Raw genomic sequence first — 21,860 nt, forward strand, 5'->3', positions numbered from 1 at the left:
TAGAATTTTTAATTCCGAACTCTGAATTCCGAACTCTGAATTCCGAATTAGTAGTGTTCCGGCTTCATCACGATAAGAATCGCGTCGACAACGACGCCCACGCCGCAGAGGCCTCCGGTGCACAGCCAAAGAATTCCGGTCCAGATTTTACCTTCGTAAAAGCGGTGCAGTCCCAGGTATCCGAGCAAAATGCAAAGGGCGAGGGCAATCCACTTGTTATGTTCACCTTGTGCGGGCATAAGACCTCTTTTTGTTTTTTGTGCGACCCAAATATAGAAAAAGCGGACTCTTGAATTTTCTAAATTTATTGATGGATAATTGCTATGTTCCACGTATTCAAACATGAACTTCGACTGATTTTTAGGGATCCGCGCTTCTGGATTCCGTTCATTATCCCGCCGGTGATTCTTGCGGCGAGCCAGGGCATTGCCGTATCGCGTTATGGCGGACAGATTATGCAAGGTATGGAAGGCTACATGATGCTCTTGCTCGGTTGCCTGATGGCGCCCATGGGCTCGCCCCTTGCAGGCGATACCTTTGCGGGCGAACGCGAACGCAATTCCCTTGAACTTTTGCAACTTGCTCCGATCGCTCCTGCAAAACTTTTTTGGGGCAAGCTTTTGGCAATCCTTCCGTTCCCGGTGGTGTTTGCGATTCTGGCACAGCTCGGTTATTGGGCCTCGCACTCCGAAATTTCGACGCAAGTGGCGGTGGCGTCCGTCCTCGGAGCGCTTTCGGCGGTGCTTCTTACGACCTCGTTTGCCTTGATTGTATCGCTACGCGTACGTACGGTGCGTGCGGCGACGCATATTACTTTATTCTTGATAGTGCCGCTGCTCCTTTTGGTGCAACTCGGTCACGAGGCCTTCTTGAGCGGGCTTTTCGTGCCTGTTGTAACGCTTGCCGTGTCGGTGCTGTTGAGCATTGTGGCGACTTTTGCAAGCATGCGAAAGTTTGTGAGCTTGTAACTCGGCTAGTTTTTCAAGTAAAGGCTTCGCCCGTTGTTCAGCGTCAGGATGACGGGCAATTTTTTTGCAGTAAACACGCCGTTATTCAAGATGCCGCTTTCTATCAGCTGGCCGTTCAGGCTGAAAGCCTTGTACGGGGAGTTGGGCCTAGCGCCTGCAATTTGGTAGCGATTTTGGCCGAGCTTTTTGAAGCTGAACCTTGCCTGTGTCAATCCCGGGACTGCGGGGGAGGCTGTCGTGGATTCGGGTGGGAACCTGTAATCTGGGCAGAAGTTCAGTGTGTCGAGGAGGAAGGCGTGTATTCCGGCCACAGCCGAGCTTGCTAGCGGTACATCAGCCTTGTCGATATCCTTACCGCCGTTTCTCCGTCTTAATTCTGGCGGATTGAATTCGCAGCCGGAGTAGCCCCCTTCTTTCCAATAGTATCTACCGCAGAGTTCAAAAACATGGTTCACAAGGGAATCCGCTTGTTCGGCTGTTCCCTTGAAAACGCCTGCCTTTTGCAGCCGTGCGAACTCGTCTTTGAATACGGCATCGTGATGCACGCTGAAGAGCGAATCGACGAAGTCGTCTTGGTTGTCGGAATAGGCGACGCGCGCCACCTTGACCACCTTCTCGGAGGCGATTACGATCATGGTGGAGTCCGGCTCGGATCTGTACATCCATACCGTGTCGGTGCCGGAAACGTTCTTTACAGTGGGTTCGCGCTGATCCATCTTGGAGAGGTCCAGGTAGCTGCCCTCGAATAGATAGAGAGATACTGCTGGGTATTCAAAATAAGCTCCGGTGCTTCCTGATTCCCTGACGGGGGGCTCGTAGCTGCATTCCGCCGCATGTAGGCTTGTGGTTAAGGCGCTTGCGCAAAACGCGCCCGCAAACAGAAATTTGGTGAAATCCATACTCTTTTCTCCTTTTAATCCATCTCTAGAAAATAGTAAAAATAACCCGCAATTTAAGGGGTGCGCAAAAAAGTGTGATTTTGGACGGATTGAAAGCCTCTATTGTTTGGACGTCCCCCGCACGGTCCATGCTATATATATATTTATTTGTGATGAAATTTTTATTGTTGTTGCTAGCTGCTTTGTTTTTTACGGCTTGTCCTTATCCAAGCCATTTAATACGTGTTAATGAATCCTTGCCTAAAAATGCCCCGATTGAAAAAGAAACTATTGTTGCCTATGCTCAAGGAGATTGTTCTAGTGGAGATTGTCCTTTAGAAAATAAAAATGTTCATTGGTATGCTCTGAATTATGATGGAGATACTCGTCAAATAGAATTTTATCGGTATGGGCCAAGGTCTTGTAAGCCTAGCAGTTCTTGGGGTGATAATAGTCGTGATAGATATTTTGTGGTGTGGCACAGAGATGGCGTTCCATACCGAACCATAAAGATGTTTTGTGATGAGTCGTCTCAAGTTTTTAAGGCGATTCTTCTCTCCGATAATGAGTCCAAAGAATTGCCTATTTTGAGAACATCGAATGATGAATTTGCAGATTGGGTTGTTGAGGTGAAATGAAAATTGTTTTCTTCTTTTTGCTTGCGTTTCTAGTTGCTTGTACGGGAACATCAAATTCTGTGCAGTCGAGTCATTCTGGAATGGCTCCACAAAGGATTGACTTAATGGATACGATTCTTACTGTTGTCGGGAATATCCCTGATGGAGTTTCTCCCAAAGATTTTCAGGTCGTGGCGTATCAAACAAAGACTGCCAAAAGAATTGTTTCGTATCGCTTTGTCTTGGACCAAGAATATCGTGTTCCGGAAAATGGAATTCGAAAAGAAGGAGAGTTTTTCTCTTACAAAGTATATATTGACGGAAATGCTCCAGCAGATGAAATTGTTTGGTATAATAAGGGGGTTGCTTACCAGACATTGAAAATTGAATATTTTGTGAAAAGCGGAGAAATTGTTTCTGTTCAGGCGCTCTGGAATGGGAAACGGAGTTTGTGTGTGAATGATTACATCTCCTTTGATGGAAGAAAAATTGTTCATATGCCTGACAGTCGGTTGCCTGAAAGTGACCGGTATACTGTCTATTACGACGACCCCAAGTGCCGTGAAACTGAAAAATTCAAGGAACCTGGTTATTAAAAAGAGTCCGTTGTAATGAAAATTTTGATTGATGCTGTATTGATTTGTCAATACGTTTTTATACAATTCTATTGACTTGTAGATGCAAATTGTGTATATTTACGGAAAAAGGAGCTTAACTATGGCTACGCTGCAAATGAGGGTCGATGACGACTTGAAAAAAAAGTCGGACGACTTGTTCCAGTCTCTCGGTATGGATACCTCTACGGCTATCCGCATATTCTTGACTTTTGCCATTGAGCATAAAGGGATTCCTTTTGAAGTCCGTCATGCACCCGAGGACTTATCCTTGGAAAAGGCTATTGAAGATACACGTAGCCGCAAGAATCTCCATGGCCCTTATGCCACGGCTGCAGATGCCGTTGCCTCTATGCTGGAGGAATAGCTTTTGTACCAGATTAAGTACACAAGCCGCATGAAACATGATGTCAAGGTTATGAAAAAGCGCGGCAAGGACTTGAACAAACTAATCGCTGTACTGGATAAGTTGTCGAAAGGTGAACCACTTCCGCCCCATAATCGCGATCATCAGTTAGTTGGGACTCTGTCCGATTTTAGAGAATGTCATATTGAACCGGATTGGCTTTTGATGTACCAGATATTCAACGATGAATTGATTCTTTCGGCGACTGCGACTGGTTCACATTCGGATTTATTCGGGAAATAGGTTGACAAAAAAAGAGGTGTTCTAAGAACACCTCTTAATGCTTTTTAGATCCTTCGACTACGAGGCTTGCGCCTCTCCGCTCAGGATGACACAATCCGCATTCGCGGTTTGTGTCACTTCAGTTCCTTCAGAGCAGCTTCATTCTTCGCGATAATATCCTGCTGAGTCGCGAGCTTGGTGCGTTCGGCGTTTACCACAGCTTCGGGGGCGCCGCTCACGAACTTTTCGTTCGAGAGCTTGCGTTCGATCGAAGCTGCGAATGCCTTGGCCTTCTCGATTTCTTTTTCGAGGCGGGCGATTTCTGCAGCCGGGTCGAGGATACCTTCCAGCGGGATGTAGAGTTCGCCACCGGGCACCACGGCGCTCGCGCTGAACTTCGGCTTCACGGCCTTCACGGCAACACTCAGGTCAGAAAGGCCCGAAAGTTCGGTGATGATAGCCATGCAGTCCTTCACGCTTGCTTCCGTCGCAGCATCGTCCACGCTCACCACGGCGCTGAGCTTGGTTGCGGGGCTCACGTTGTAGCGGCCACGCACGCCACGCACGCTTTCCACCACGGCAAATGCCTGGTCGAATGCGGCTTCGATCTTTGCGTCGATGAGGGATTCGTCGGCCTTGGGCCAGGCGCGGCTGATGACCATTTCGCTGCCCTGGAACAGGATGCTGTTCAGCTCTTCAGTGATGAACGGCATCACCGGGTGGAGCAGGTCGAGCACGTTCTTCAGCACGTAGCTGAGAATGGCCATCGCGTTCTTCTTTTCGGCGGTGAGTGTTTCGCTGTTGATCACGGACTTCTTGATTTCAAGATAGCTGGAGCAGACGTCGTCCCACACGAAGCGGTACAGGAACCCGGCGAGTTCGGCGAAGTGGTATTCTTCGAGCATGCGGGTGGCGTCCTTGATGGTCGTCTGCAGGCGGCTCAAAATCCACTTGTCTTCGAGCGCGAACAAACTCTTGTCCATCGGGAGTTCGGCGGCAAGCGCACCGGCCTGTTCCAGCTGCGGGTAAAGGAAGCGGCAGGCGTTCCACAGCTTGTTGCTGAAGTTACGGCCGATTTCAAACTTTTCGCTGGTGTTGATTTCGCGGCCATCCGGCTGCTTTTCCTTCTTCACCGGCAGGCGCACGTCCTGGTTGTCGGTGCAGAGGCTTGCCATCACAAAGCGCAGAGCGTCGGTACCGTACTTTTGACGCCTATGGCGTCCGCGGCTGTGCTCGATCATGCCGAAAAGCGAGCTTTTCGTCGCGACACTCGCTTGCACGCTTTTCTTCGATATCCATCGGGTCCACGCAAATAATCATTTGGGCGTTCCCGCACATATATGTGCGGTCGGGCTATATTGCAAGGCTACCCGGTCGCACCTTCGGCACACCCGCGTAGCTCTTGCAACGAAGCCTTGCTCCCAAAAATTTCCGACTAGAACAGCCCGCAAGTCTTCGCCCCAAGGGGTCGCTATCCCTAACGCGAAACCGCTTAAGCACTCTTTATCAATAAGATTCTGGAGAGATCGGATAACATTCTCCTTGATAAAGAGCGTAGCCTTCATTACAAGAAAAGCCTTCTTTCTCATTTCTCGTTGCAAAATCCGGCAAGGGAGCGCAATTCTTTACATCTACCGCATATTCCGTTTCAGCACAGACATACCCCTTTTCACAAGAAATTGTTTCGCCGTCATGTATTTCATCATAACCGCCATTACATGTAAAGCCAATTTCTTCATTTCTGTGTGCGTTTTGGGGTAATTTTCCACATTTGTATTTATCCACAGAGTATTCATTCTCTTTACATTCATAGGGTTTTCTGCAGTATGAGAAAAGACCTATCTCAACACTGTCATATCCTTCATCACATTCATATCCTGTTTTTTCGTTTGCTTTACGATGTGCGTTTTCAGGAAGGGGCATGCATTCAAATTTGCCTATTGCATATTCAGTTTCTTTACAATCATATGGTTTCATGCATTCAATAACATCATCTTTCTTTACTCTGCTATACCCATTATTGCATGAAAACCCCAAACTTTTATTTCTATGAGCATTATCAGGTAACATTTCGCAATTCCATTTATCTACTGCATACTCGTATTCGTCACAGGTTGCAGGTCTCTTGCATACATATTCATCATCTTCCTTGACTTTGTCAAATCCTTTATCACATTTGAACCCGAGACCTTTATTTCTATGAGCATTATCAGGTAGCGTTTCGCAATTCCATTTGTCAACAGCATACTCATATTCAGAGCAATCGAACGGTTTTTGACAAATTCCCTCATAAAATTCTTCGCCTTTAGGGCATTCAAAATCTTTTATGCAGCGTAAGTACTCTGCTGAGGCTCCTCTATAGATTCGATTTGCTCCCATGCTAAAGTTGTATTGATCTGAATACACTGCGTAAACCAATACAGTAGACTCTTCTGCTTCGGTGGTTGTAAATGAAACAAAATGATTGAAATCCTTATAGACAAAACTTAATGGATATTCGCCTCTTTTTCCCGTTCTAAAAAAACGAGCTCCGGCTGTTGGATCAATTTCTTTATAGCCCATGTAATATTCATAGCCCCAAATCATCAACTGTCCGGCATATTTCAAATTAAAACCTTTAGGATTTAAAATGAACCTTTCTGCTGGATCAGTTGAAAGCTTTCTTGTAGAAGGACTTTCATCGTAAGCATGTGCATAAAGGGTGTCAAAATCGGCTGCTGAGGGAACATGCCATCCAGCAGGGCAAAGTCCTTGGTGGACAGAATTAACATAATTCGTCACATTTTCATTATCATAGGCTTTTTTTGCGGGTAATTTCATTGCCACATGCCATGGATACATTCTTCCGTATTTTTGACAATTACTTTCTATATCTCTAAAACAGTAAGATGGGGAAACCTTATATTTTAAGTTTTCCGCCATCCACACTTGCTTATCTATTTTGATTGTTTTATACCGTCTTCCATCTCTAGAGTCAACTAGCGTGTTGCTAGCTGCATAAAGTATTTGGGATAAGCATAGACTTAGTAATAGTATGTTTGAACTATGGAATATAATCATTCGTTGCCAAAGATTGATTCATTAGGAATTTGTACATAAACAGAATCCCACTTTGTTTCAACGGTAATTCGAAGTGTTTTTCCATTATCCAAATAGGCTTTTGCGTTATGGTAATATCCACTACGAACAGGTTCCCCTAGTTAACAGCCTTGCATTTTGCCGTTTCCATACCCAATTCTTTGAAAGTATCTCCAAAATTTTCTTTTAAGAGGGCTGTTACTAAATTGCAAGCGGCCTCTTCATGATTAGAGCATGAGCAAAGAAAAAGGCAAAGTAAGCTACTAAAAGCTAACATTGTGCGCGAAAGCGTGACATTATCCTCTTTTAATGATGTTATTCTTTGCCTGAAAGGAGCCTGTCTAAAGATTTATTTTTCTTTATGTCTTTCCCCTTTTCGACTATATTTGGTTGAATATTAATGCAGTCATCATTATTCAATCTAGAAACAACATCTCTAGAAACAATCTCTTTACAGGCTTCGTTTTCAGGTTCTACCAAAGTGCATTTGTATTTTGAAAGATAAATATTGTCTTCTCCTAAACGTTCTACCGTAAAAGTCCACTTGCTTTGTGCTGGACATTTTTTTATAGCAACTTTATTTTCTATAGAAATGTTTGATTTACGCATTCTATCGGAAAAAGTTTTGTAATATTCCTTATCTACATCAAAATAAATTCTGTGATTGATTGTTGTAACTGGCGACTGTTCACTCCATAGTCCACTAGAGATTTTTAGAGAATCATTCAAGTTTTTTTCAATGCTCTGGACAACACTGCTAAAGAATTGCGCCAAGAAAGTTTGCATTCCTTTTTCGTGAATAGAATCTTTTTTTATACATCTAATACTTTGGTCGTAACTTTCAACGGTTTCAAGAACTTCAGAATCAAACTTTTTATATATCTCAGTTCTCATTTTTTTTAGTTCGATATTCACCGACTTGTCTAAAACGATTCCGTCGTTTCCCAAAGGAGGCAATATTGGAATTGCGAGATAAGAAACCTTTTGCTCGTCTTTAAAAGCTGGTTTTGCGTTAAATCCAACTGCGTCTATTCCATTAGCATCATTCCATCCTTCTTTGGATTTCAAAGCTTTTCCTGTTCCAATTTTCTTTTGCGTAATAGAATCTGTATAAGTAATTAACTTTTGAAAATCAGTTTCATCTGGCAAGCGCCATCCTTCGGGGCATGCATCCAAAGGCGGGTTGCCTTTTTGGTAATTCCATATCATACCTCGAATAAAATCTTTATCATGCAGAAATAAATATGTCACATTATAGAGACTTCCATATTGTTGGCACAATTCAGGATCATTGTCTGGACATTTAGCGTTTTCTGTTTTATATCTCAAGTTTTCGGCCATCCAAATTTGTTCGCCAATTTTGACGGTCTTGTATTTTTGACCATCACGTGAATCGGTGAACGAATCACTGCCGCAAGCGGTGAATAAACCTGTTCCGACAATTGACATAATTGCGGCAACGAAAAGATTGAACTTTTTTTTCATTTTTTTTCTCACATGTTGAATTAAGTTTTTGTGCTTTTCGATATCCAACAAAAAACAAGATGTTTATTTTGTCTTGCGTTTTGCAGGCATGTCAAAAAGGATTTTAAAAGCATTAAGAAATTCTATGGCGTTGGTGTAGTTCCAGATGGAAACTATTGCTTGGCTTGCTTTCCATTCGCCTTTTGAATTGTAACTGACAAACTTTCCGACAAAATGATCTTTTTGCCATTGAAAGAGAAATTCAATGGAGTGCCATTTTTCAGAATAAATCGAAAATGATTTTGAATTGAGTTTTAATGAAAAACCGTTTTCTTTTGCGACATCTTGGAAAATTCGTTGGATGTCTGCACATAATCCGGCTGATTTTTCTGTTTTTTTAGCCATGATAATCTCCATCGTTTACATCTATGGAGTCCGCCTCGTTCCGCAAAGAACTTCGCCAAATTATGTGTGGATACAAAAAAGGCGCAGATCGTTGCATTTACCTACACGGGGCTCTAGACTTGCCTCAACACGATAAATGCAAACGACCCACGCCCCAAAAGGGCTGTTGCCCTTGGTCATACGACCAACAACCGGCTAACAAGCCGATACAGCAAACCGAGATACGTCGAAAGACGGCATACCTGCGTGAGCGTTCGCCTTGTCCTCGTGTTTTGAAATGGTCTAGATTTCGTGTAGAGAACAAGAGCAAAAACTCTTTTACTCTTTAAAAATAACATAAAAAATGGTGGCTGGCACAAAAAGTTTACAAAAAAGTTCGTTTTTGACAAAATTTGAAGAAAAAATCTACTTGTACGGCGGACTTTGTTGTTTCACATATAGGCTATTTGGCGATTTTTGCCTGAATAATGTATATTTGGGGTATGGATAATCGGACGCTTGAGTTTGTGACCTATTGTATCGGGCAACTCTCGCTCTTGCTGAAACTCCCTCAGCGAGAGGTTTATAAGCGTTTGAAAAAATCGGGTATTTTATACGGTTATATCGTCCCCTCTTATGATGTCCTGCATACGTTTGGTTCCCGCTACCTTATGGAAGACCTTACGGAGTATATGAAGGAAAAAGGGGTGCTGGCTTAATGAGGTTGTATCATTCCTCGTCGGTTGTTGTTGAACGACCGGATTTAGACCATTCTCGTAAATACCTTGATTTTGGGCGTGGCTTTTATCTTACATCCATTTTGGAACAGGCTCAAAGGTATGGCGACCGCTTCAAGCGTCGGGGAAAGGATGCGTGGCTGAATGCTTATGAATTTTCCTATGACGAAACTGAGTGGAATGTTCTCCGATTTGATGCTTACGATAAAGCGTGGCTTGACTTTATATCTAAATGTCGGGCTGGAGAAGATGATAGTAATTACGATTTAGTTATTGGCGGCATTGCCAATGATAGAGTCTTTTTGACTTTGGATCGATACCTGACTGGCGAAATTACATTGTCGGAGGCCTTGGGCTTATTGGAGTTTGTTACACCCAATATTCAGTATTGCGTTCGCTCCGAGGAAATGCTTCATCGTTGCTTAACCTATGTTGAAAGCGAGCGCCTATGACTGATGCTAGCAAGCAAACATTGAAGAGTGCGAAATGTGCTAGAGTCATCGCTTGTATTAGCGAGATGTTTCATGTATCTTTGCAGGAAGCAACAGACATTTATTATGAGTCAGATACGGCGAGTTTGATAGAAGAAGGGGTCGCAGACCTCCATTGTCGCAGTGACAAGTATTTGGCTACAGAAGTCTGGACTGAATATTCAGAAAAGACCCGTTCTAAAAATTGATTTTTGTTTTCGGAATAAAGAAAAAGAGGTGTCCTTAGAACACCTCTTTGAGTTAAAAGGGAGATTCCCGCCTTCGCGGGAATGACAATTAGCGCAATTCTTCAAGAGCCTTCTCGTTCTTAGCAATAATATCTTGCTGAGTAGCGAGCTTGGTCCTTTCGGCATTGACAACGGCTTCGGGAGCGCCGCTGACGAACTTTTCGTTTGAGAGCTTGCGTTCGATGCTGGCGGCGAATGCCTTGGCCTTCTCGATTTCTTTTTCGAGGCGGGCGATTTCTGCAGCCGGGTCGAGGATTCCTTCCAGCGGGATGTAGAGTTCGCCACCGGGCACCACGGCGCTGGCACTGAACTTCGGCTTCACGGCCTTCACGGCGACGCTCAGGTCAGAAAGACCCGAAAGTTCGGTGATGATGGCCATGCAGTCCTTCACGCTTGCTTCCGTTGCGGCGTCGTCCACGCTCACCACGGCGTTCAGCTTGGTGGCGGGGCTCACGTTGTAGCGGCCACGCACGCCACGCACGCTTTCCACCACGGCGAATGCCTGGTCGAATGCGGCTTCGATTTTCGCGTCGATGAGAGATTCGTCGGCCTTGGGCCATGCGCGGCTGATCACCATTTCGCTGCCCTGGAACAGGATGCTGTTAAGTTCTTCGGTAATGAACGGCATCACCGGGTGGAGCAAGTCAAGCACGTTCTTCAGCACGTAGCTGAGGATGGCCATGGCGTTCTTCTTTTCGGCGGTGAGCGTTTCGCTGTTGATCACGGCCTTCTTGATTTCCAAGTAGCTGGAGCAGACGTCGTCCCACACGAAGCGGTACAGGAACCCGGCGAGTTCGGCGAAGTGGTATTCTTCGAGCATGCGGGTGGCGTCCTTGATGGTCGTCTGCAGGCGGCTCAAAATCCACTTGTCTTCGAGCGCGAACAAACTCTTGTCCATCGGGAGTTCGGCGGCAAGCGCACCGGCCTGTTCCAGCTGCGGGTAAAGGAAGCGGCAGGCGTTCCACAGCTTGTTGCTGAAGTTACGGCCGATTTCAAACTTTTCGCTGGTGTTGATTTCGCGGCCATCCGGCTGCTTTTCCTTCTTCACCGGCAGGCGCACGTCCTGGTTGTCGGTGCAAAGGCTTGCCATCACAAAACGCAGAGCGTCGGTACCGTACTTCTCTTCGATATCCATCGGGTCCACGCCGTTGCCCTTGGACTTGCTCATGGTCTGGCCATTGCCGTCCAGAATCTTCGGGTGGATGTACACCGTGTGGAACGGGACCGTGCCCATGTTTTCCTGGCTAAACAGCACCATGCGGGCGACCCACAGCGTAATGATGTCGCGGCTAGTCACGAGCACGGTGGTGGGGTAGTAGCGCTTGAGCGTATCGGTGTTTTCCGGCCAGCCCATGGTGGAGTGCGGCCACAAGCCACTGGAGAACCACGTGTCGAGCACGTCTTCTTCCTGCTTGAGTTCGCGACCCGGCACGGCGTCTTCCTTGAGGTCTTCTTCCTGGCTGCACACGAGGTAGCCGCCGTTTTCGGCCTTGTAGAAGAAGATGTCGTCGCGGCCCGCGAATGCGGCCTTCAGTTCGTCTTCGCTAGCGTCGGTGTGCCAAATGGGAATGCGGTGGCCCCACCAGAGCTGACGGCTGATGCACCAGTCGCGCTTTTCGGCGAGCCAGTCCAAATACTTGTTGGCGTAGCGTTCCGGGATAATCTTGATCTCACCGGATTTTACGGCGTTCATCGCGTTTTCGGCGAGCACGTCCATCTTCACGAACCATTGGTCGCTGAGGTACGGCTCAATCACGGTCTTGCTGCGGTCGGAGTGGCCCACGTCCATTTCGTGGTCTTCCACCTTGATCAAAAGTCCGAGTTCTTCGAGACCTGCCACCACGGCGTCGCGGGCGGCCTGGCCCTTGAGACCCTGGAACTTGCCGGCGTTCTCGTTCAGGCTGCCGTCGTCGTTCATGATGTTGATCATCGGGAGCTTGTGACGCAGACCCGTCGCATAGTCGTTGGGGTCATGGGCCGGAGTCACCTTCACGGAACCCGTACCGAAGTCCTTGTCCACGAGGATTGCGTCGGCAATCACCGGGATTTCGCGGTCAACGAAGGGCACCTTCAGCATCTTGCCGATGAACTGCGCGTAGCGTTCGTCGTTCGGGTGCACGGCGAGGGCGGTATCGCCCATGATGGTTTCCGGACGGGTGGTCGAAACGGGGATAAATCCCGAACCGTCGGCCAGGGGGTACTTGAACGTCCAGAAGTGACCCTTCACGTGTTCGTAGTAGATTTCGTCGTCGGCGACGGCGGTCTGGAGCTTGGTATCCCAGTTCACCAGGCGCTTGCCACGGTAAATGAGGCCCTTCTTGAACAGGTTGAAGAAGGCGTGGCGCACGGCCTTCGCGCAGACCGGGTCCAGCGTGAAGCGCTGACGGCTCCAGTCGCAGCTGACGCCCAGGCTCTTGAGTTGCTTGGTGATACGGGCTTCGTATTCGTCCTTCCACTTCCAGATGCGTTCCACCAGCGCGTCGCGGCCAATGTCGTGGCGGGTCTTGTGTTCGTCCTGGAAAAGGCGCTTTTCGACGACTGCCTGCGTGGCGATACCCGCGTGGTCCGTACCCGGAATCCACAGCGTGTCGCGGCCGGTCTTACGGCGGTAGCGTACCAAAATATCCTGGAGCGTATCGTTCAGCGCATGTCCCAAATGGAGCGCGCCGGTAACGTTCGGGGGCGGAATCACGACCGAGAACGGTTCGCCCTTTCCGCTGGGTGCAAAACTGTTATTCTCAGCCCAGGTCTTATGCCATCGGGCTTCCACATCTTTAGAATTGTAACGAGTTTCCATAGTGGGCACAAATTTAGTAAAAGGCGAGTGCCGCGGCAAAAGTGTGCAAGGCGAGAAAGCGCGAAAAACTTGTTTTTTGCATTTTCGAGCCGTAGCCACGGACGTCGCAGACGTCAAAGCAATTCATTGCTTTGACATGGCCGAGCCGTACTAAATGCGCCCCAAAGGGGCGCCAAGTTAGAAAAGGCCCCCATTTCGTCATTGCGAGCGCAGCGAAGCAATCCAAAGAAGGGTAGGGGAATGCCTTCCCTTGGCTCGCAAAGTTCCTGCTGTTGAAATTATGGGGTAGAATTTAAAATCGTTTGTGAAATTATATACATTATGTTAAATTTTGAGAGGACTTATATGCTTATGATATAACGTGGTACATTGATGGATAAGGCCGAATTTGAAAAATTGAAGGATGAGTTTCGGAAAATGGATTTGAGCGCTGCTTTCAGTAGAGAAGTCTTGAATTACTTGTCCACTAAAAGTGAAAAAGGGGCTTTCCCTCCATATGTTCCCTTTTTAGGAAAATTGTTCGATGAATATGGTGTTCTAGTATATTGTACGGCGCAAAATATTCCGCATAACAACTCTTTAGTAAAACGGTATTCAGATAATTTTGAAAAGTTGAACTGCCGATTGGAATATGGCGATGACTTTAATCGCCATTATGGCGAGACGGATTTTGATATAAGCGATGTAGATATAGCTCCGTTTGAGAATGGAGTTATTCCTGCTTTAATTGCCGTTTTTATAATGGCTAAAACAGGAACTAAAATTCCTGCCGAACATATACTCGATTATTGTGGGGTGACGAACTACTACAAATTTTCTCTGCATACTGAGGCTAGGGATATCAATCCCGATGGAAAAATATCTCATTTTAATAATCAAGATCAATATAAATACTGGGCGCTTAATGACAAGCTCGTCCGTCAGGAACTCGGCGCAATAAGTCCAAAGTATGTAATTTCTTTTAATGGCTATAAACTTCGAATGCTGGCGTCTTATTCTATAGAATTTGGCTATACACTCTATTCAGTTAATGATCCGTCTTGGATTTTACGCGGAGCCTCGGGTAAATTGAATACTGATGGTGAATGGGGAATAGAATACCAAAAGTTAGATGAAAATGTTGCTGAATTTATTTCTTCCTATACGCGGATTTTAAAAGATGATTACAAAGGTAAAGTTGATGGGGTGAAAGCGTATTTGGCTCATTATTACAATATCTTTAAACAAGAAGGTTGATTTTATGAAAGTGTTGAAACAGATTTTCGTCATTACAATATTTTTGGTAGTGAACGCAGTGTCTTCGTATCAAGCGACTGTTGTTGCTAACACACTGAATGTTAGAGAAAAACCGACTGCAACTTCAAAGGTTGTTGGAAAGCTTCAAAAAGAGGATGTCGTACAAGTAGAATCTTGTAATAGTGGCTTTTGCAAAATTGAATCCAGGTCAACTTCAGGCTATGTTAGCGAAAAGTTTTTGAATCCCGTTTCCAGCACATCTGCCGATGCGGAAAAATCCTCTAGCGATGGTTGGGGTGTTTTGGTTCTATTCATTGTTCTTGCTCTTGGTGTTACGGAATTGGGCTTGAGAAAGAAAATCGGTTGCATTTCTGCAGCGGGGGCAGTTGTTGCAATATCATGCTTATGGCTTTTATTGGATGTTTTTCATGTTGGGACGGGGTATGCAATACTGGTCATTGCCTTAGCGATACTTGCGATTTTCATGAGAAATAAAAAATTTCTACCAAAGAGATTCTATAAAAATGAATTGTCTGATCGAAATGAAAGTAGTAGAAAACAAAAAGAATCGTTTGGTGATTCGAGAAGAAGTAAGCCATCGAATAGGGAAAAATCAGGAGAATCTATCGTAGATTCCGTAATTAAACTAGCGGGTTTACTAACGCTTGGTACAACCGAAAACGGTTCGGAAAACAGGGAACTCTTATATTGTCAATGGATATCTAGCGAATTAAATCAATGTATATATGAAACCTTTCCAAGGAATACTAGCAGCCGGGATGCAGAAATTGCTCTTCAACATAGATACGGAAAAGGACGTTTGGGACGCTCTATGCGGGCAAAGACGCCGCCCAGCTGGTATGAACTCGGTGGTGAGAATGAGGCCCTGTACTGCCAATGGGTGTCTAGTGAACTAGTAAATCAGCGCTTTTACGGAGCCTTTTCAAGGAATACGAGTAACTGGGTGGCTGAAAAAGCACTAGAACACAAATATGGAAAAGGACATTTGGTTAACTCTGCGCGGGCAAAGACGCCGCCTAGCTGGTATGAACTCAGCAGTGGAAAAGAGGTCCTGTATTGCCAATGGATATCTAGTGAACTAGCTAATCATCGCTTTTACGAAACCTTTCCAAGGAATACGATTAAAAGTAATGCAGAAAAGGTCCTTGAACATATATATGGAAAGGGTCGTTTAGGAAATACAGCCTATGGAAAAATACCTCCTAGTTGGTATGGTTTTTAATTATAATAGATTGTAAAATTTCCTTTCGCCCCTTGCCAATTCTAGTACATAATCTACATTCCAGTTGCGGTTCCTAATAGTGTAGGCTCTGAAAGGCATTTGATGATTATCAAATGTTTTTCTTTTTTAGGAGATTCTATGCCAGAGAACCAAAATATCGAATACAAGTCGTCTTGGAGGGATGAATATCTCAAGTGGATTTGCGGCTTTGCCAATGCGCAGGGCGGCAAGTTGTATATCGGCATCAGCGACGATGGGCAAGTGTGTGGAGTGCAGAACGCCAAAAGGCTCATGGAAGATATCCCGAACAAGATTAGGGAATCGTTGGGTTTGCTTGTTGATGTGAATTTGCTTTCTTCGGATTCAAAGGAATACATTGAAATATCGGTTCCTGCCAGTTCTGAACCCATAAATTACAGGGGAGAATATCACTATAGAAGCGGAAGTACAAAGCAGCTTTTGCAGGGGCCTGCCCTTACTCATTTTTTGTTGGACAGAACCAGGACAAAATGGGATGCTATGCCGGTTGATGGTGTTGAATTCAAGGATTTGGATAAGGAAAGCTTTGATATATTCCGTCGTGAGGCAAAGAAATCCGGCAGAATGACTGCGCAGGATTTGGCGATGACGAATGAAGAACTGCTCGACAATTTGAATTTGATTGTGAAAGGAAAATTGACTCGGGCTGCGGTTCTGCTTTTTCATCGCAAACCGGAAAGATGGTTTGGCGGTGCTTATGTGAAAATTGGTTTCTTTGGTGATGGTCCTGATTTGCAATATCAGGATGAAATTTACGGGTCGTTATTTATTCAGGCAGACAGGGTTGTTGAACTCATATATCTCAAGTATTTTAAGGCTCGTATCAGTTATGATGGCCTGATTCGTGTGGAGCGTTATCCGATTCCTAAGGATGCCATGCGCGAAGCGGTGTTCAACGCGTTGATGCATTCTAATTACGATTCTGGGGTGCAAATCCAAATAAGAATACATGAAGATCTCGTACTAATCAGCAATGATTGTGTTTTTCCTGCAAATTGGACTGCTGAAACGCTTATGCAGCGACACCGTTCAGAACAATACAACCCTAAGATTGCGAATGCGTTTTTTAGGGCTGGCTATGTGGAAGCCTGGGGACGTGGAATCGAGAATATGTGCAAGCTTTGTGCCGATTATGGCGTAAAGACGGAATATACGGTGCATCCTTGCGATGTAATGCTGGAGTTCAGAATTCCTCAATTGGATGCTTCTGATAAACGGCCTGAAAAGGTCACTGAAAGGGTCACTGAAAAGGTCACTGAAAATCAGGCTATAATAATAAGAGAAATGGAGAAAGATTCTTTTATTACGGCAGTAAGTCTTGCAAAGATTCTAGGAATTTCGCTTAGAAAAACGAAAGAGAACATAAAGAAATTGCAGCAAAAAGGGCTTATCCGTCGGATAGGCCCTGACAAGGGTGGTCACTGGCAAATCACGAAGAACTAGCGCTTTTTAACGGGGTAGTACACTCCGTGTGCGGCCTTGCTCTGGACGTTGCGGCCCTTGAGGTCGGTGGCGCGGGCTTTGCCGAGGTTGCTTGCGCCCTTGCCTGCGGCGTTCTTGTTCCAGCGCGCTCCCGCGATTGTGGTGGTTCCGCCTTCGTCGAGGAGTCCTTCGATAACGGCAGCGCTCCCATCAAGGTTTGCCTTGTAGGGGATAGTCGCGTCTTTCAATAGCTTGTCGCCGGTGATGGTGAGTTCGGGCGTTTCGCTATCGCCGATTGTGAGGCCCGCGACGGTGAAGGTCGCTTCTTCGCCGGGGAGTAAGCCCTTGAGCGATTTTTCGCTGCGCACGCCGTTCACGGTCACGTAGGCGTTGTGGTAAAGCGGTGCGATGCCGATGTTTTTTACGCGGACGGCTGCAGAAATTCCGTTGACCGCATAGCCCGTGATTTCGAACTTGTAGCCCGCATAGGAACTGGCCTCGTACACGCGTTCCTTGGTGGCGTAACTGCCTTCGGGCGCATCATTGCCTATCACGTAGGTCATGTGGTACTTGGCGGCGGCATCTTCCCAGGTGACTCCGTAAAGGCCTGCCGGGTTCAGGAACTCGCGCTGGTCCTTTTCGGTGTAGTAGCTGACTTCGCCTCCGCCGGGAGCCGTTTTCCAGCGGTCCGTACCCAGGTCGCGCCAGTTACGCTCGTTGTCGCCGTCACCCTGCGAAATGTCGTGTTCCTTGTGCATGAAGGAATCGTCGAACAGCCCGAAATTGAGCCCGAGCAAGGTCTTGTTGCCTGCGACGGGCGTGTAGTTGTTGTCTGCCGCATCGATGGAGATGCTCCACGGGGTCTCTTTGAACAAACTATCAAGATGCGTCAGGAATTCGGCCTGGTAATCCTTGGTGGCGAAGTTGACTCCAAAGTTTAGCTTGGTGCCGTAGATGTGGTATTCGCCCCAGTGCCCGAAACCCGCCTGCACAAAGGCGATGCGCGGATCCTTGTCGTATTTTGTGGCAAAGTCTGTGTAGAACTGCTTGTAGAACCACAGGAGTTCCTTGTTGCTCCAGTCGGCGTAGTAGGTGGGGCCGTCGCCGCCCGGGTCTTCGGAATACGTCTCGGTGTATGACTTGTTCGCCTTGATGTAGTTGGGGACTGCGGTGGCGCCCTTTACCTTCTCGGTGCAGCCCGGTGCGTTTTCGATGGTTGCGCTCGGGTACTCGATGCGGAAGCGCACGATGGCCTGGTGCCCGCGGCTCGCGATATCATCAAGCATCTTTTCGAAGCTGCTCCAGTCGTAGTTAATCTTGTCGTCGGTCTTGCCCTTCACCACGGCGCAGGGGAGGCAGTACGAGAATTCGAGCGAAATGGAACCCTGCAAATTCTTTTGGCTCTTGGCCTGGTCGGGCCAGAACACGATGCCCTTCATGGGCTCGAGCGTCTCGATTTCTTTGTTGAGGGCAACGGAACGGTCCGTCGCGAATGATGCAGTTACCAAAAAGGCAACCGCGCTACCTGCGATTATCAAGTTTTTCACCATACACACTCCTGTCGGGAAAACCCGTTATTCTAAATCTATCGTGTTGAATGGCTTGAGTCAAGTAAAAAATATGAACTTATTTCCCGTTTACCGGATAATATGCCCCGCGTGCGGCTTTTGGGGGAACATTACGCCCCTTCAGGTCGGTGGCGCGGGTTTTGCGCCCGTCATTGCTCATAGCTTTGTTGTGTTTTGGCCTGATGGCTGCGTTCGCGTCTTGTAATGCGATGTAGATGCTGTCCAAAATCGGGTTTCCGGTGCCTTCGATGTAGTCTTGCGAGACTTCCCACACCATGATTCCCGCGTAGCCGTTATCCTTGACCCAGCGGCTCTTGACGGCGGAAGAATGCGGATCTTCGAAGGTCACGTAGCCGGTCGAAGATACGCCGTAAGGTGACACGGAGACGCTGTCGAAAAAGAATTCCCATTCGGAATTCGTGACAATGTCCTTGTACGGGACCTGCTTTGCCGTTCCCTTGGTGAAATCGGTGCCGGGGCCTGTCGCTCCTTCAAACTGAAATCCGAACGAGGGAATTCCGAAGACCATCTTTTCGGTGGGCACGCCGCATTTTTTCCAGTAGTCGCGGGTCTGTTCCCACGACCAAGTGGTGTAGCCGCTGTGCGGGTAGAGCGGCGAATCGAACATGGCCTTTTCGTCCCAGTCGCCGGTGATGTCGTAGGTCATGAACCCGAACCAGTCGAGGTTTTTCACGAGGACTTCGGGCGTGAAGTATTTCCCATAATATTGCGAGCAGGGGAGCGCTGCAGAAAGCGTCTTGCCTTCGGGTAAAGCCGCGCGGAGTTCCGTGAGCAGTTTGTTGTAGGCGATGGTGTCGGCGTCGGGCACGGGATTGTATTCCCATTCCCAGTCCATGTCGAGACCGTCCAGGTTGTGGTCGGCAACGAACTGCACGAGGTTCACGATAAACTTTTGACGGAGCGCGTCGTCCGATGCGACGGGCACGAAGTTTTCGCTCTGTCCGCCACCGCCGAGCGACACGATGACTTTCGTCCCTGCGGCATGCCCGAGTGCGACCATTTCGTCGAGGGCGGTCGGGTCGTCTGCGGCATCGCCACGCAGGCTTCCATCGGTATTCGGCGTGATAAAGCTCCACAGCACGTGAGTCAACTTTTCGTACGGCACCTTGTCTACGGTGTAGGCGGGCTTGTGCCATTTTCCCCAATCGGGGTAGTAGCCGATGAATAGTGGCTTGGCCCATGAGGCGCAAATTCCGACAACGGTTAAAAATGCTATCCAGAGTTTGTTGTTTCCCATTGGCACTCCTAACGAATGATCTTCAATCCGTCTTTAAAATAATATTTTTTTGTGATTTTAGTCAGCTTAGGAGTATTTCGTGTTGGGATTAGTTGTGTCGTTATCTAGGATTTAAACACTAAATTCCTATATTTGTATACGATGAAATTACCTATCGTATGTATAGTAGGGCGCCCGAACGTGGGCAAGTCCTCGCTCTTTAATCGCATATTGGGGCGTCGCGCCGCTGTCGTGTCTGACCGCGATGGCGTGACCCGCGATCGCCATTACCAGAATGCGAATTACAAGGGCCATGAATTTACGGTGGTCGATACTGGCGGTTTCTTGCCGGACGATTCCATCGATGTGCTCGCCGATAGCGTGCGCACCCAGATTTTTAACGCCGTCGAAGAGGCTGACCTGGTGCTCTTCATGGTCGATGTCCGCGTGGGCATTACCAAGCTCGACGAACAGTTTGCCCGCATGGTCCGCAAGCTCGACAAGAAGGTGATTCTTGTCGCAAACAAGAGCGAAAACGGCGCCGACCGCCAAGAAAGCTACGAGTTTCTGAAGCTTGGTTTTGGGCTTCCGCGTACCGTCAGTGCGCTCACGGGCTACGCCTGTCTTTCGCTCATGGACGAAGTCATTGCAGTGCTCCCCACACCTGTGCGTGGTGAACGCCGTGAAGAACGCCCGATTCGCTTTGCCATTCTCGGCCGCCCGAACGCTGGCAAGAGCACGCTCCTGAACCGCTTGCTGAACGAAGACCGCGCCGTGGTGTCCGATATTCCGGGAACGACTCGCGATTCCATTGACTGCGACTTTGCGGTCGACGGTGTCAAGTTCGTGGTGACCGATACGGCAGGTCTTCGCAAGAAGGCGAAGGTCGAAGACGAAGTCGAAATTTTCAGCAACATGCGTACGCTCGAAAGCATTCGCCGCTCCGACGTGTCGGTCTTGATGGTTGACTGCACGCGTGGCCTTGAAGTCCAGGACTTCCGCATCATTACCGAAATCCGCAAGGCCGGTAAGGGCCTGGTGCTTGTGCTCAACAAGTGGGACATTTTCCCGGACAAGACCGAAAAGTCCTTCGACCACATGGTCAAGGAAATGCTCGAACGCGAGCCGATGCTTGAATACGTGCCGATTATTTCGGCGAGCGCCAAGGAAGGCCAACGCGTGAACCGCATTGTGCAGGCGATTCAGACGGTGTATGCCAACTGCCGCCGCGTGCTTGGCCGCGACCGTGTGGCAACCGCCTTTGCAAGTTTCTTGGAAAAAAATCCTGTCCCAAGCCAGAACGCCCGCGTGGTGCAACTCACTCGCGCCTGCCAGATTATGGTGGAGCCTCCCGTGATTGCTATCGAAACCCGCACGCCGGAACTGGTGGCCGATTCTTACAAGCGTTACTTGCTCAAACAGTTTTACGAAGAATTCCAGCTGCAGGGCGCACCCCTCCGCTTGAACTTCGACCAGAAATTAACCCTTAGAAAGGATGAAGATCTTGAACAGTTTACTGAGTCTTCCAATAGCGTACTTGCTGGGGTCAATCCCGAGCGCGATCTGGATCGCAAAAATCGCAAAGGGAAAGTCGTTCGACATTAGAGATTACGGCTCCAAGAATGCGGGCCTCACCAACACGTTCCGCGTGCTCGGTTGGAAACCCGCACTCCCCGTGGTGTTCTTGGATTTAATCAAAGGTATCCTTGGCCCGTGGATAGCCATGAAGATGTGCGAAGCGCAGGTGGCTGCCGGCGGTGCAGACTATTCTCACTGGGTTCCACTTGTTGCAGGCCTCCTCGTGATTCTCGGTCACAGCTTTACTTGCTTTGCCGGTTTCCGCGGCGGTAAGGGCGTGCTCGCCGCTTTGGGTGTGTTCTTGGCCCTTTGCCCGATTACGGCACTTAGCGCTTTTGGCGTGTGGATCATTTTCACATTTGCATCGAAGTATGTGTCGGTGGGTAGCATTGCAGCGTGTGTGGCTCTCGGCGCCTTTGCCGTGATGGGTTACCTGAAGTTGCCGTTCCCGCCCGACGATATTAACCTTGGTCTGATGATTACCTGCCTTATTGTGGCTGTTTTCGTGATTGTGAAGCACAAATCCAACATTAAGCGCCTTATGAACGGCACTGAGAACGGTTTTGGCAGCAAACGTAAGACTCCCAAGGCGTAATTATTGTAGATTGTTATAAAAGGTCGCTGAAACCTCAAAGCGAAGCGTCCTCAAACCTC

21 protein-coding genes are annotated in these 21,860 nt (G+C 47.7%); 12 read left to right on the plus strand and 9 right to left on the minus strand.

The annotated features are described in order from the left end of the window. Nucleotides 1-47: 47 nt before the first annotated feature. Nucleotides 48-239: a TM2 domain-containing protein gene (locus B7988_RS01250; protein WP_073053469.1), complete on the minus strand. Its 192-nt coding sequence runs from the start codon at nucleotides 237-239 to the stop codon at nucleotides 48-50. An 84-nt stretch (nucleotides 240-323) separates the two neighbouring features. Between B7988_RS01250 and B7988_RS01255 the strand changes: the two genes are divergently transcribed. After that, nucleotides 324-968 (plus strand): ABC transporter permease, encoded by a 645-nt coding sequence (locus B7988_RS01255; RefSeq protein ID WP_088656537.1) that lies wholly within the window; start codon nucleotides 324-326, stop codon nucleotides 966-968. Nucleotides 969-973: 5 nt separating this feature from the next. On the opposite strand, the gene B7988_RS01260 is transcribed toward B7988_RS01255, so the two are convergent. Further along, a complete protein-coding gene (locus tag B7988_RS01260; RefSeq protein WP_088656538.1) occupies nucleotides 974-1,867 on the minus strand; it encodes a hypothetical protein in 894 nt (297 codons plus the stop codon). Between the two features lie 152 nt (nucleotides 1,868-2,019). Between B7988_RS01260 and B7988_RS01265 the strand changes: the two genes are divergently transcribed. The 4 genes from B7988_RS01265 to B7988_RS01280 all read left to right on the plus strand — a co-directional run bounded on the left by B7988_RS01265 (nucleotide 2,020) and on the right by B7988_RS01280 (nucleotide 3,726). Next, the gene (locus B7988_RS01265) at nucleotides 2,020-2,484 is read left to right on the plus strand and encodes a hypothetical protein (protein ID WP_212668285.1); all 465 of its coding nucleotides are present in this window, start codon (nucleotides 2,020-2,022) and stop codon (nucleotides 2,482-2,484) included. Next, a complete protein-coding gene (locus B7988_RS01270) occupies nucleotides 2,481-3,059 on the plus strand; it encodes a hypothetical protein (protein WP_088656540.1) in 579 nt (192 codons plus the stop codon). The genes B7988_RS01265 and B7988_RS01270 overlap by 4 nt, the downstream gene beginning before the upstream one ends. A gap of 121 nt (nucleotides 3,060-3,180) precedes the next feature. Beyond that, nucleotides 3,181-3,444 (plus strand): type II toxin-antitoxin system RelB/DinJ family antitoxin, encoded by a 264-nt coding sequence (locus B7988_RS01275; protein ID WP_088656585.1) that lies wholly within the window; start codon nucleotides 3,181-3,183, stop codon nucleotides 3,442-3,444. Between the two features lie 3 nt (nucleotides 3,445-3,447). Beyond that, nucleotides 3,448-3,726, plus strand: a complete 279-nt coding sequence (locus B7988_RS01280; RefSeq protein WP_088656541.1) for a type II toxin-antitoxin system YafQ family toxin — start codon at nucleotides 3,448-3,450, stop codon at nucleotides 3,724-3,726. A 113-nt stretch (nucleotides 3,727-3,839) separates the two neighbouring features. Here the strand turns inward: B7988_RS01280 and B7988_RS01285 are convergent, their stop codons facing one another. The 4 genes from B7988_RS01285 to B7988_RS01300 all read right to left on the minus strand — a co-directional run bounded on the left by B7988_RS01285 (nucleotide 3,840) and on the right by B7988_RS01300 (nucleotide 8,652). Further along, on the minus strand, nucleotides 3,840-4,946 hold the full coding sequence (locus tag B7988_RS01285) for a class I tRNA ligase family protein (protein ID WP_249268791.1): 1,107 nt from the start codon (nucleotides 4,944-4,946) through the stop codon (nucleotides 3,840-3,842). Nucleotides 4,947-5,211: 265 nt separating this feature from the next. Next, nucleotides 5,212-6,765 (minus strand): FISUMP domain-containing protein, encoded by a 1,554-nt coding sequence (locus tag B7988_RS01290; RefSeq protein WP_088656542.1) that lies wholly within the window; start codon nucleotides 6,763-6,765, stop codon nucleotides 5,212-5,214. Nucleotides 6,766-7,098: 333 nt separating this feature from the next. Continuing rightward, nucleotides 7,099-8,268: an FISUMP domain-containing protein gene (locus B7988_RS01295; protein WP_141225518.1), complete on the minus strand. Its 1,170-nt coding sequence runs from the start codon at nucleotides 8,266-8,268 to the stop codon at nucleotides 7,099-7,101. Nucleotides 8,269-8,331: 63 nt separating this feature from the next. Then, nucleotides 8,332-8,652, minus strand: coding sequence for a hypothetical protein (locus tag B7988_RS01300; RefSeq protein ID WP_141225519.1), 321 nt, complete (start codon nucleotides 8,650-8,652; stop codon nucleotides 8,332-8,334). A gap of 482 nt (nucleotides 8,653-9,134) precedes the next feature. Here B7988_RS01300 and B7988_RS01305 point away from each other — a divergent pair, with 482 nt between their 5' ends. Together B7988_RS01305 and B7988_RS01310 are read left to right on the plus strand one after the other, a co-directional pair. Next, nucleotides 9,135-9,350: a DUF3791 domain-containing protein gene (locus tag B7988_RS01305; protein ID WP_088656586.1), complete on the plus strand. Its 216-nt coding sequence runs from the start codon at nucleotides 9,135-9,137 to the stop codon at nucleotides 9,348-9,350. After that, nucleotides 9,350-9,820 (plus strand): DUF3990 domain-containing protein, encoded by a 471-nt coding sequence (locus B7988_RS01310; protein WP_088656545.1) that lies wholly within the window; start codon nucleotides 9,350-9,352, stop codon nucleotides 9,818-9,820. The genes B7988_RS01305 and B7988_RS01310 overlap by 1 nt, the downstream gene beginning before the upstream one ends. Before the next feature lie 315 nt (nucleotides 9,821-10,135). Here the strand turns inward: B7988_RS01310 and B7988_RS01320 are convergent, their stop codons facing one another. Beyond that, nucleotides 10,136-12,883, minus strand: coding sequence for a valine--tRNA ligase (locus B7988_RS01320; protein WP_088656547.1), 2,748 nt, complete (start codon nucleotides 12,881-12,883; stop codon nucleotides 10,136-10,138). Between the two features lie 372 nt (nucleotides 12,884-13,255). On the opposite strand from B7988_RS01320, the gene B7988_RS01325 reads away from it, so the two are divergent. The 3 genes from B7988_RS01325 (at nucleotide 13,256) to B7988_RS01335 (ending at nucleotide 16,844) form a co-directional block, all read left to right on the plus strand. Beyond that, nucleotides 13,256-14,119 (plus strand): hypothetical protein, encoded by an 864-nt coding sequence (locus tag B7988_RS01325; protein ID WP_072808063.1) that lies wholly within the window; start codon nucleotides 13,256-13,258, stop codon nucleotides 14,117-14,119. Nucleotides 14,120-14,123: 4 nt separating this feature from the next. Continuing rightward, on the plus strand, nucleotides 14,124-15,362 hold the full coding sequence (locus B7988_RS01330) for an SH3 domain-containing protein (protein WP_072808061.1): 1,239 nt from the start codon (nucleotides 14,124-14,126) through the stop codon (nucleotides 15,360-15,362). A gap of 138 nt (nucleotides 15,363-15,500) precedes the next feature. Continuing rightward, the gene (locus B7988_RS01335; protein ID WP_088656587.1) at nucleotides 15,501-16,844 is read left to right on the plus strand and encodes an RNA-binding domain-containing protein; all 1,344 of its coding nucleotides are present in this window, start codon (nucleotides 15,501-15,503) and stop codon (nucleotides 16,842-16,844) included. Here B7988_RS01335 and B7988_RS01340 read toward each other — a convergent pair. Both B7988_RS01340 and B7988_RS01345 read right to left on the minus strand, forming a co-directional pair. Continuing rightward, the gene (locus tag B7988_RS01340) at nucleotides 16,841-18,373 is read right to left on the minus strand and encodes a DUF4832 domain-containing protein (protein WP_088656548.1); all 1,533 of its coding nucleotides are present in this window, start codon (nucleotides 18,371-18,373) and stop codon (nucleotides 16,841-16,843) included. The genes B7988_RS01335 and B7988_RS01340 overlap by 4 nt on opposite strands. 76 nt (nucleotides 18,374-18,449) lie before the next feature. Next, on the minus strand, nucleotides 18,450-19,649 hold the full coding sequence (locus B7988_RS01345; RefSeq protein ID WP_088656549.1) for a glycoside hydrolase family 18 protein: 1,200 nt from the start codon (nucleotides 19,647-19,649) through the stop codon (nucleotides 18,450-18,452). A gap of 141 nt (nucleotides 19,650-19,790) precedes the next feature. Between B7988_RS01345 and der the strand changes: the two genes are divergently transcribed. Together der and plsY are read left to right on the plus strand one after the other, a co-directional pair. Continuing rightward, nucleotides 19,791-21,233: a ribosome biogenesis GTPase Der gene (der, locus tag B7988_RS01350; RefSeq protein WP_088656550.1), complete on the plus strand. Its 1,443-nt coding sequence runs from the start codon at nucleotides 19,791-19,793 to the stop codon at nucleotides 21,231-21,233. Next, nucleotides 21,166-21,801, plus strand: a complete 636-nt coding sequence (gene plsY / locus B7988_RS01355; protein ID WP_170930504.1) for a glycerol-3-phosphate 1-O-acyltransferase PlsY — start codon at nucleotides 21,166-21,168, stop codon at nucleotides 21,799-21,801. The genes der and plsY overlap by 68 nt, the downstream gene beginning before the upstream one ends. The last annotated feature ends 59 nt before the right edge of the window (nucleotides 21,802-21,860 follow it).

This window comes from Fibrobacter sp. UWB1 (genome assembly GCF_002210325.1).
Classification (GTDB): Bacteria; Fibrobacterota; Fibrobacteria; order Fibrobacterales; family Fibrobacteraceae; genus Fibrobacter.

Bases quoted from the DNA above. Each gene is read 5' to 3' on its own strand.
- B7988_RS01250 (WP_073053469.1), bottom strand. From the start codon at position 239: ATGCCCGCACAAGGTGAACATAACAAGTGGATTGCCCTCGCCCTTTGC.
- B7988_RS01255 (WP_088656537.1), top strand. From the start codon at position 324: ATGTTCCACGTATTCAAACATGAACTTCGACTGATTTTTAGGGATCCG.
- B7988_RS01260 (WP_088656538.1), bottom strand. From the start codon at position 1,867: ATGGATTTCACCAAATTTCTGTTTGCGGGCGCGTTTTGCGCAAGCGCC.
- B7988_RS01265 (WP_212668285.1), top strand. From the start codon at position 2,020: ATGAAATTTTTATTGTTGTTGCTAGCTGCTTTGTTTTTTACGGCTTGT.
- B7988_RS01270 (WP_088656540.1), top strand. From the start codon at position 2,481: ATGAAAATTGTTTTCTTCTTTTTGCTTGCGTTTCTAGTTGCTTGTACG.
- B7988_RS01275 (WP_088656585.1), top strand. From the start codon at position 3,181: ATGGCTACGCTGCAAATGAGGGTCGATGACGACTTGAAAAAAAAGTCG.
- B7988_RS01285 (WP_249268791.1), bottom strand. From the start codon at position 4,946: ATGATCGAGCACAGCCGCGGACGCCATAGGCGTCAAAAGTACGGTACC.
- B7988_RS01290 (WP_088656542.1), bottom strand. From the start codon at position 6,765: ATGATTATATTCCATAGTTCAAACATACTATTACTAAGTCTATGCTTA.
- B7988_RS01295 (WP_141225518.1), bottom strand. From the start codon at position 8,268: ATGAAAAAAAAGTTCAATCTTTTCGTTGCCGCAATTATGTCAATTGTC.
- B7988_RS01300 (WP_141225519.1), bottom strand. From the start codon at position 8,652: ATGGCTAAAAAAACAGAAAAATCAGCCGGATTATGTGCAGACATCCAA.
- B7988_RS01305 (WP_088656586.1), top strand. From the start codon at position 9,135: ATGGATAATCGGACGCTTGAGTTTGTGACCTATTGTATCGGGCAACTC.
- B7988_RS01310 (WP_088656545.1), top strand. From the start codon at position 9,350: ATGAGGTTGTATCATTCCTCGTCGGTTGTTGTTGAACGACCGGATTTA.
- B7988_RS01320 (WP_088656547.1), bottom strand. From the start codon at position 12,883: ATGGAAACTCGTTACAATTCTAAAGATGTGGAAGCCCGATGGCATAAG.
- B7988_RS01325 (WP_072808063.1), top strand. From the start codon at position 13,256: ATGGATAAGGCCGAATTTGAAAAATTGAAGGATGAGTTTCGGAAAATG.
- B7988_RS01330 (WP_072808061.1), top strand. From the start codon at position 14,124: ATGAAAGTGTTGAAACAGATTTTCGTCATTACAATATTTTTGGTAGTG.
- B7988_RS01335 (WP_088656587.1), top strand. From the start codon at position 15,501: ATGCCAGAGAACCAAAATATCGAATACAAGTCGTCTTGGAGGGATGAA.
- B7988_RS01340 (WP_088656548.1), bottom strand. From the start codon at position 18,373: ATGGTGAAAAACTTGATAATCGCAGGTAGCGCGGTTGCCTTTTTGGTA.
- B7988_RS01345 (WP_088656549.1), bottom strand. From the start codon at position 19,649: ATGGGAAACAACAAACTCTGGATAGCATTTTTAACCGTTGTCGGAATT.
- der (WP_088656550.1), top strand. From the start codon at position 19,791: ATGAAATTACCTATCGTATGTATAGTAGGGCGCCCGAACGTGGGCAAG.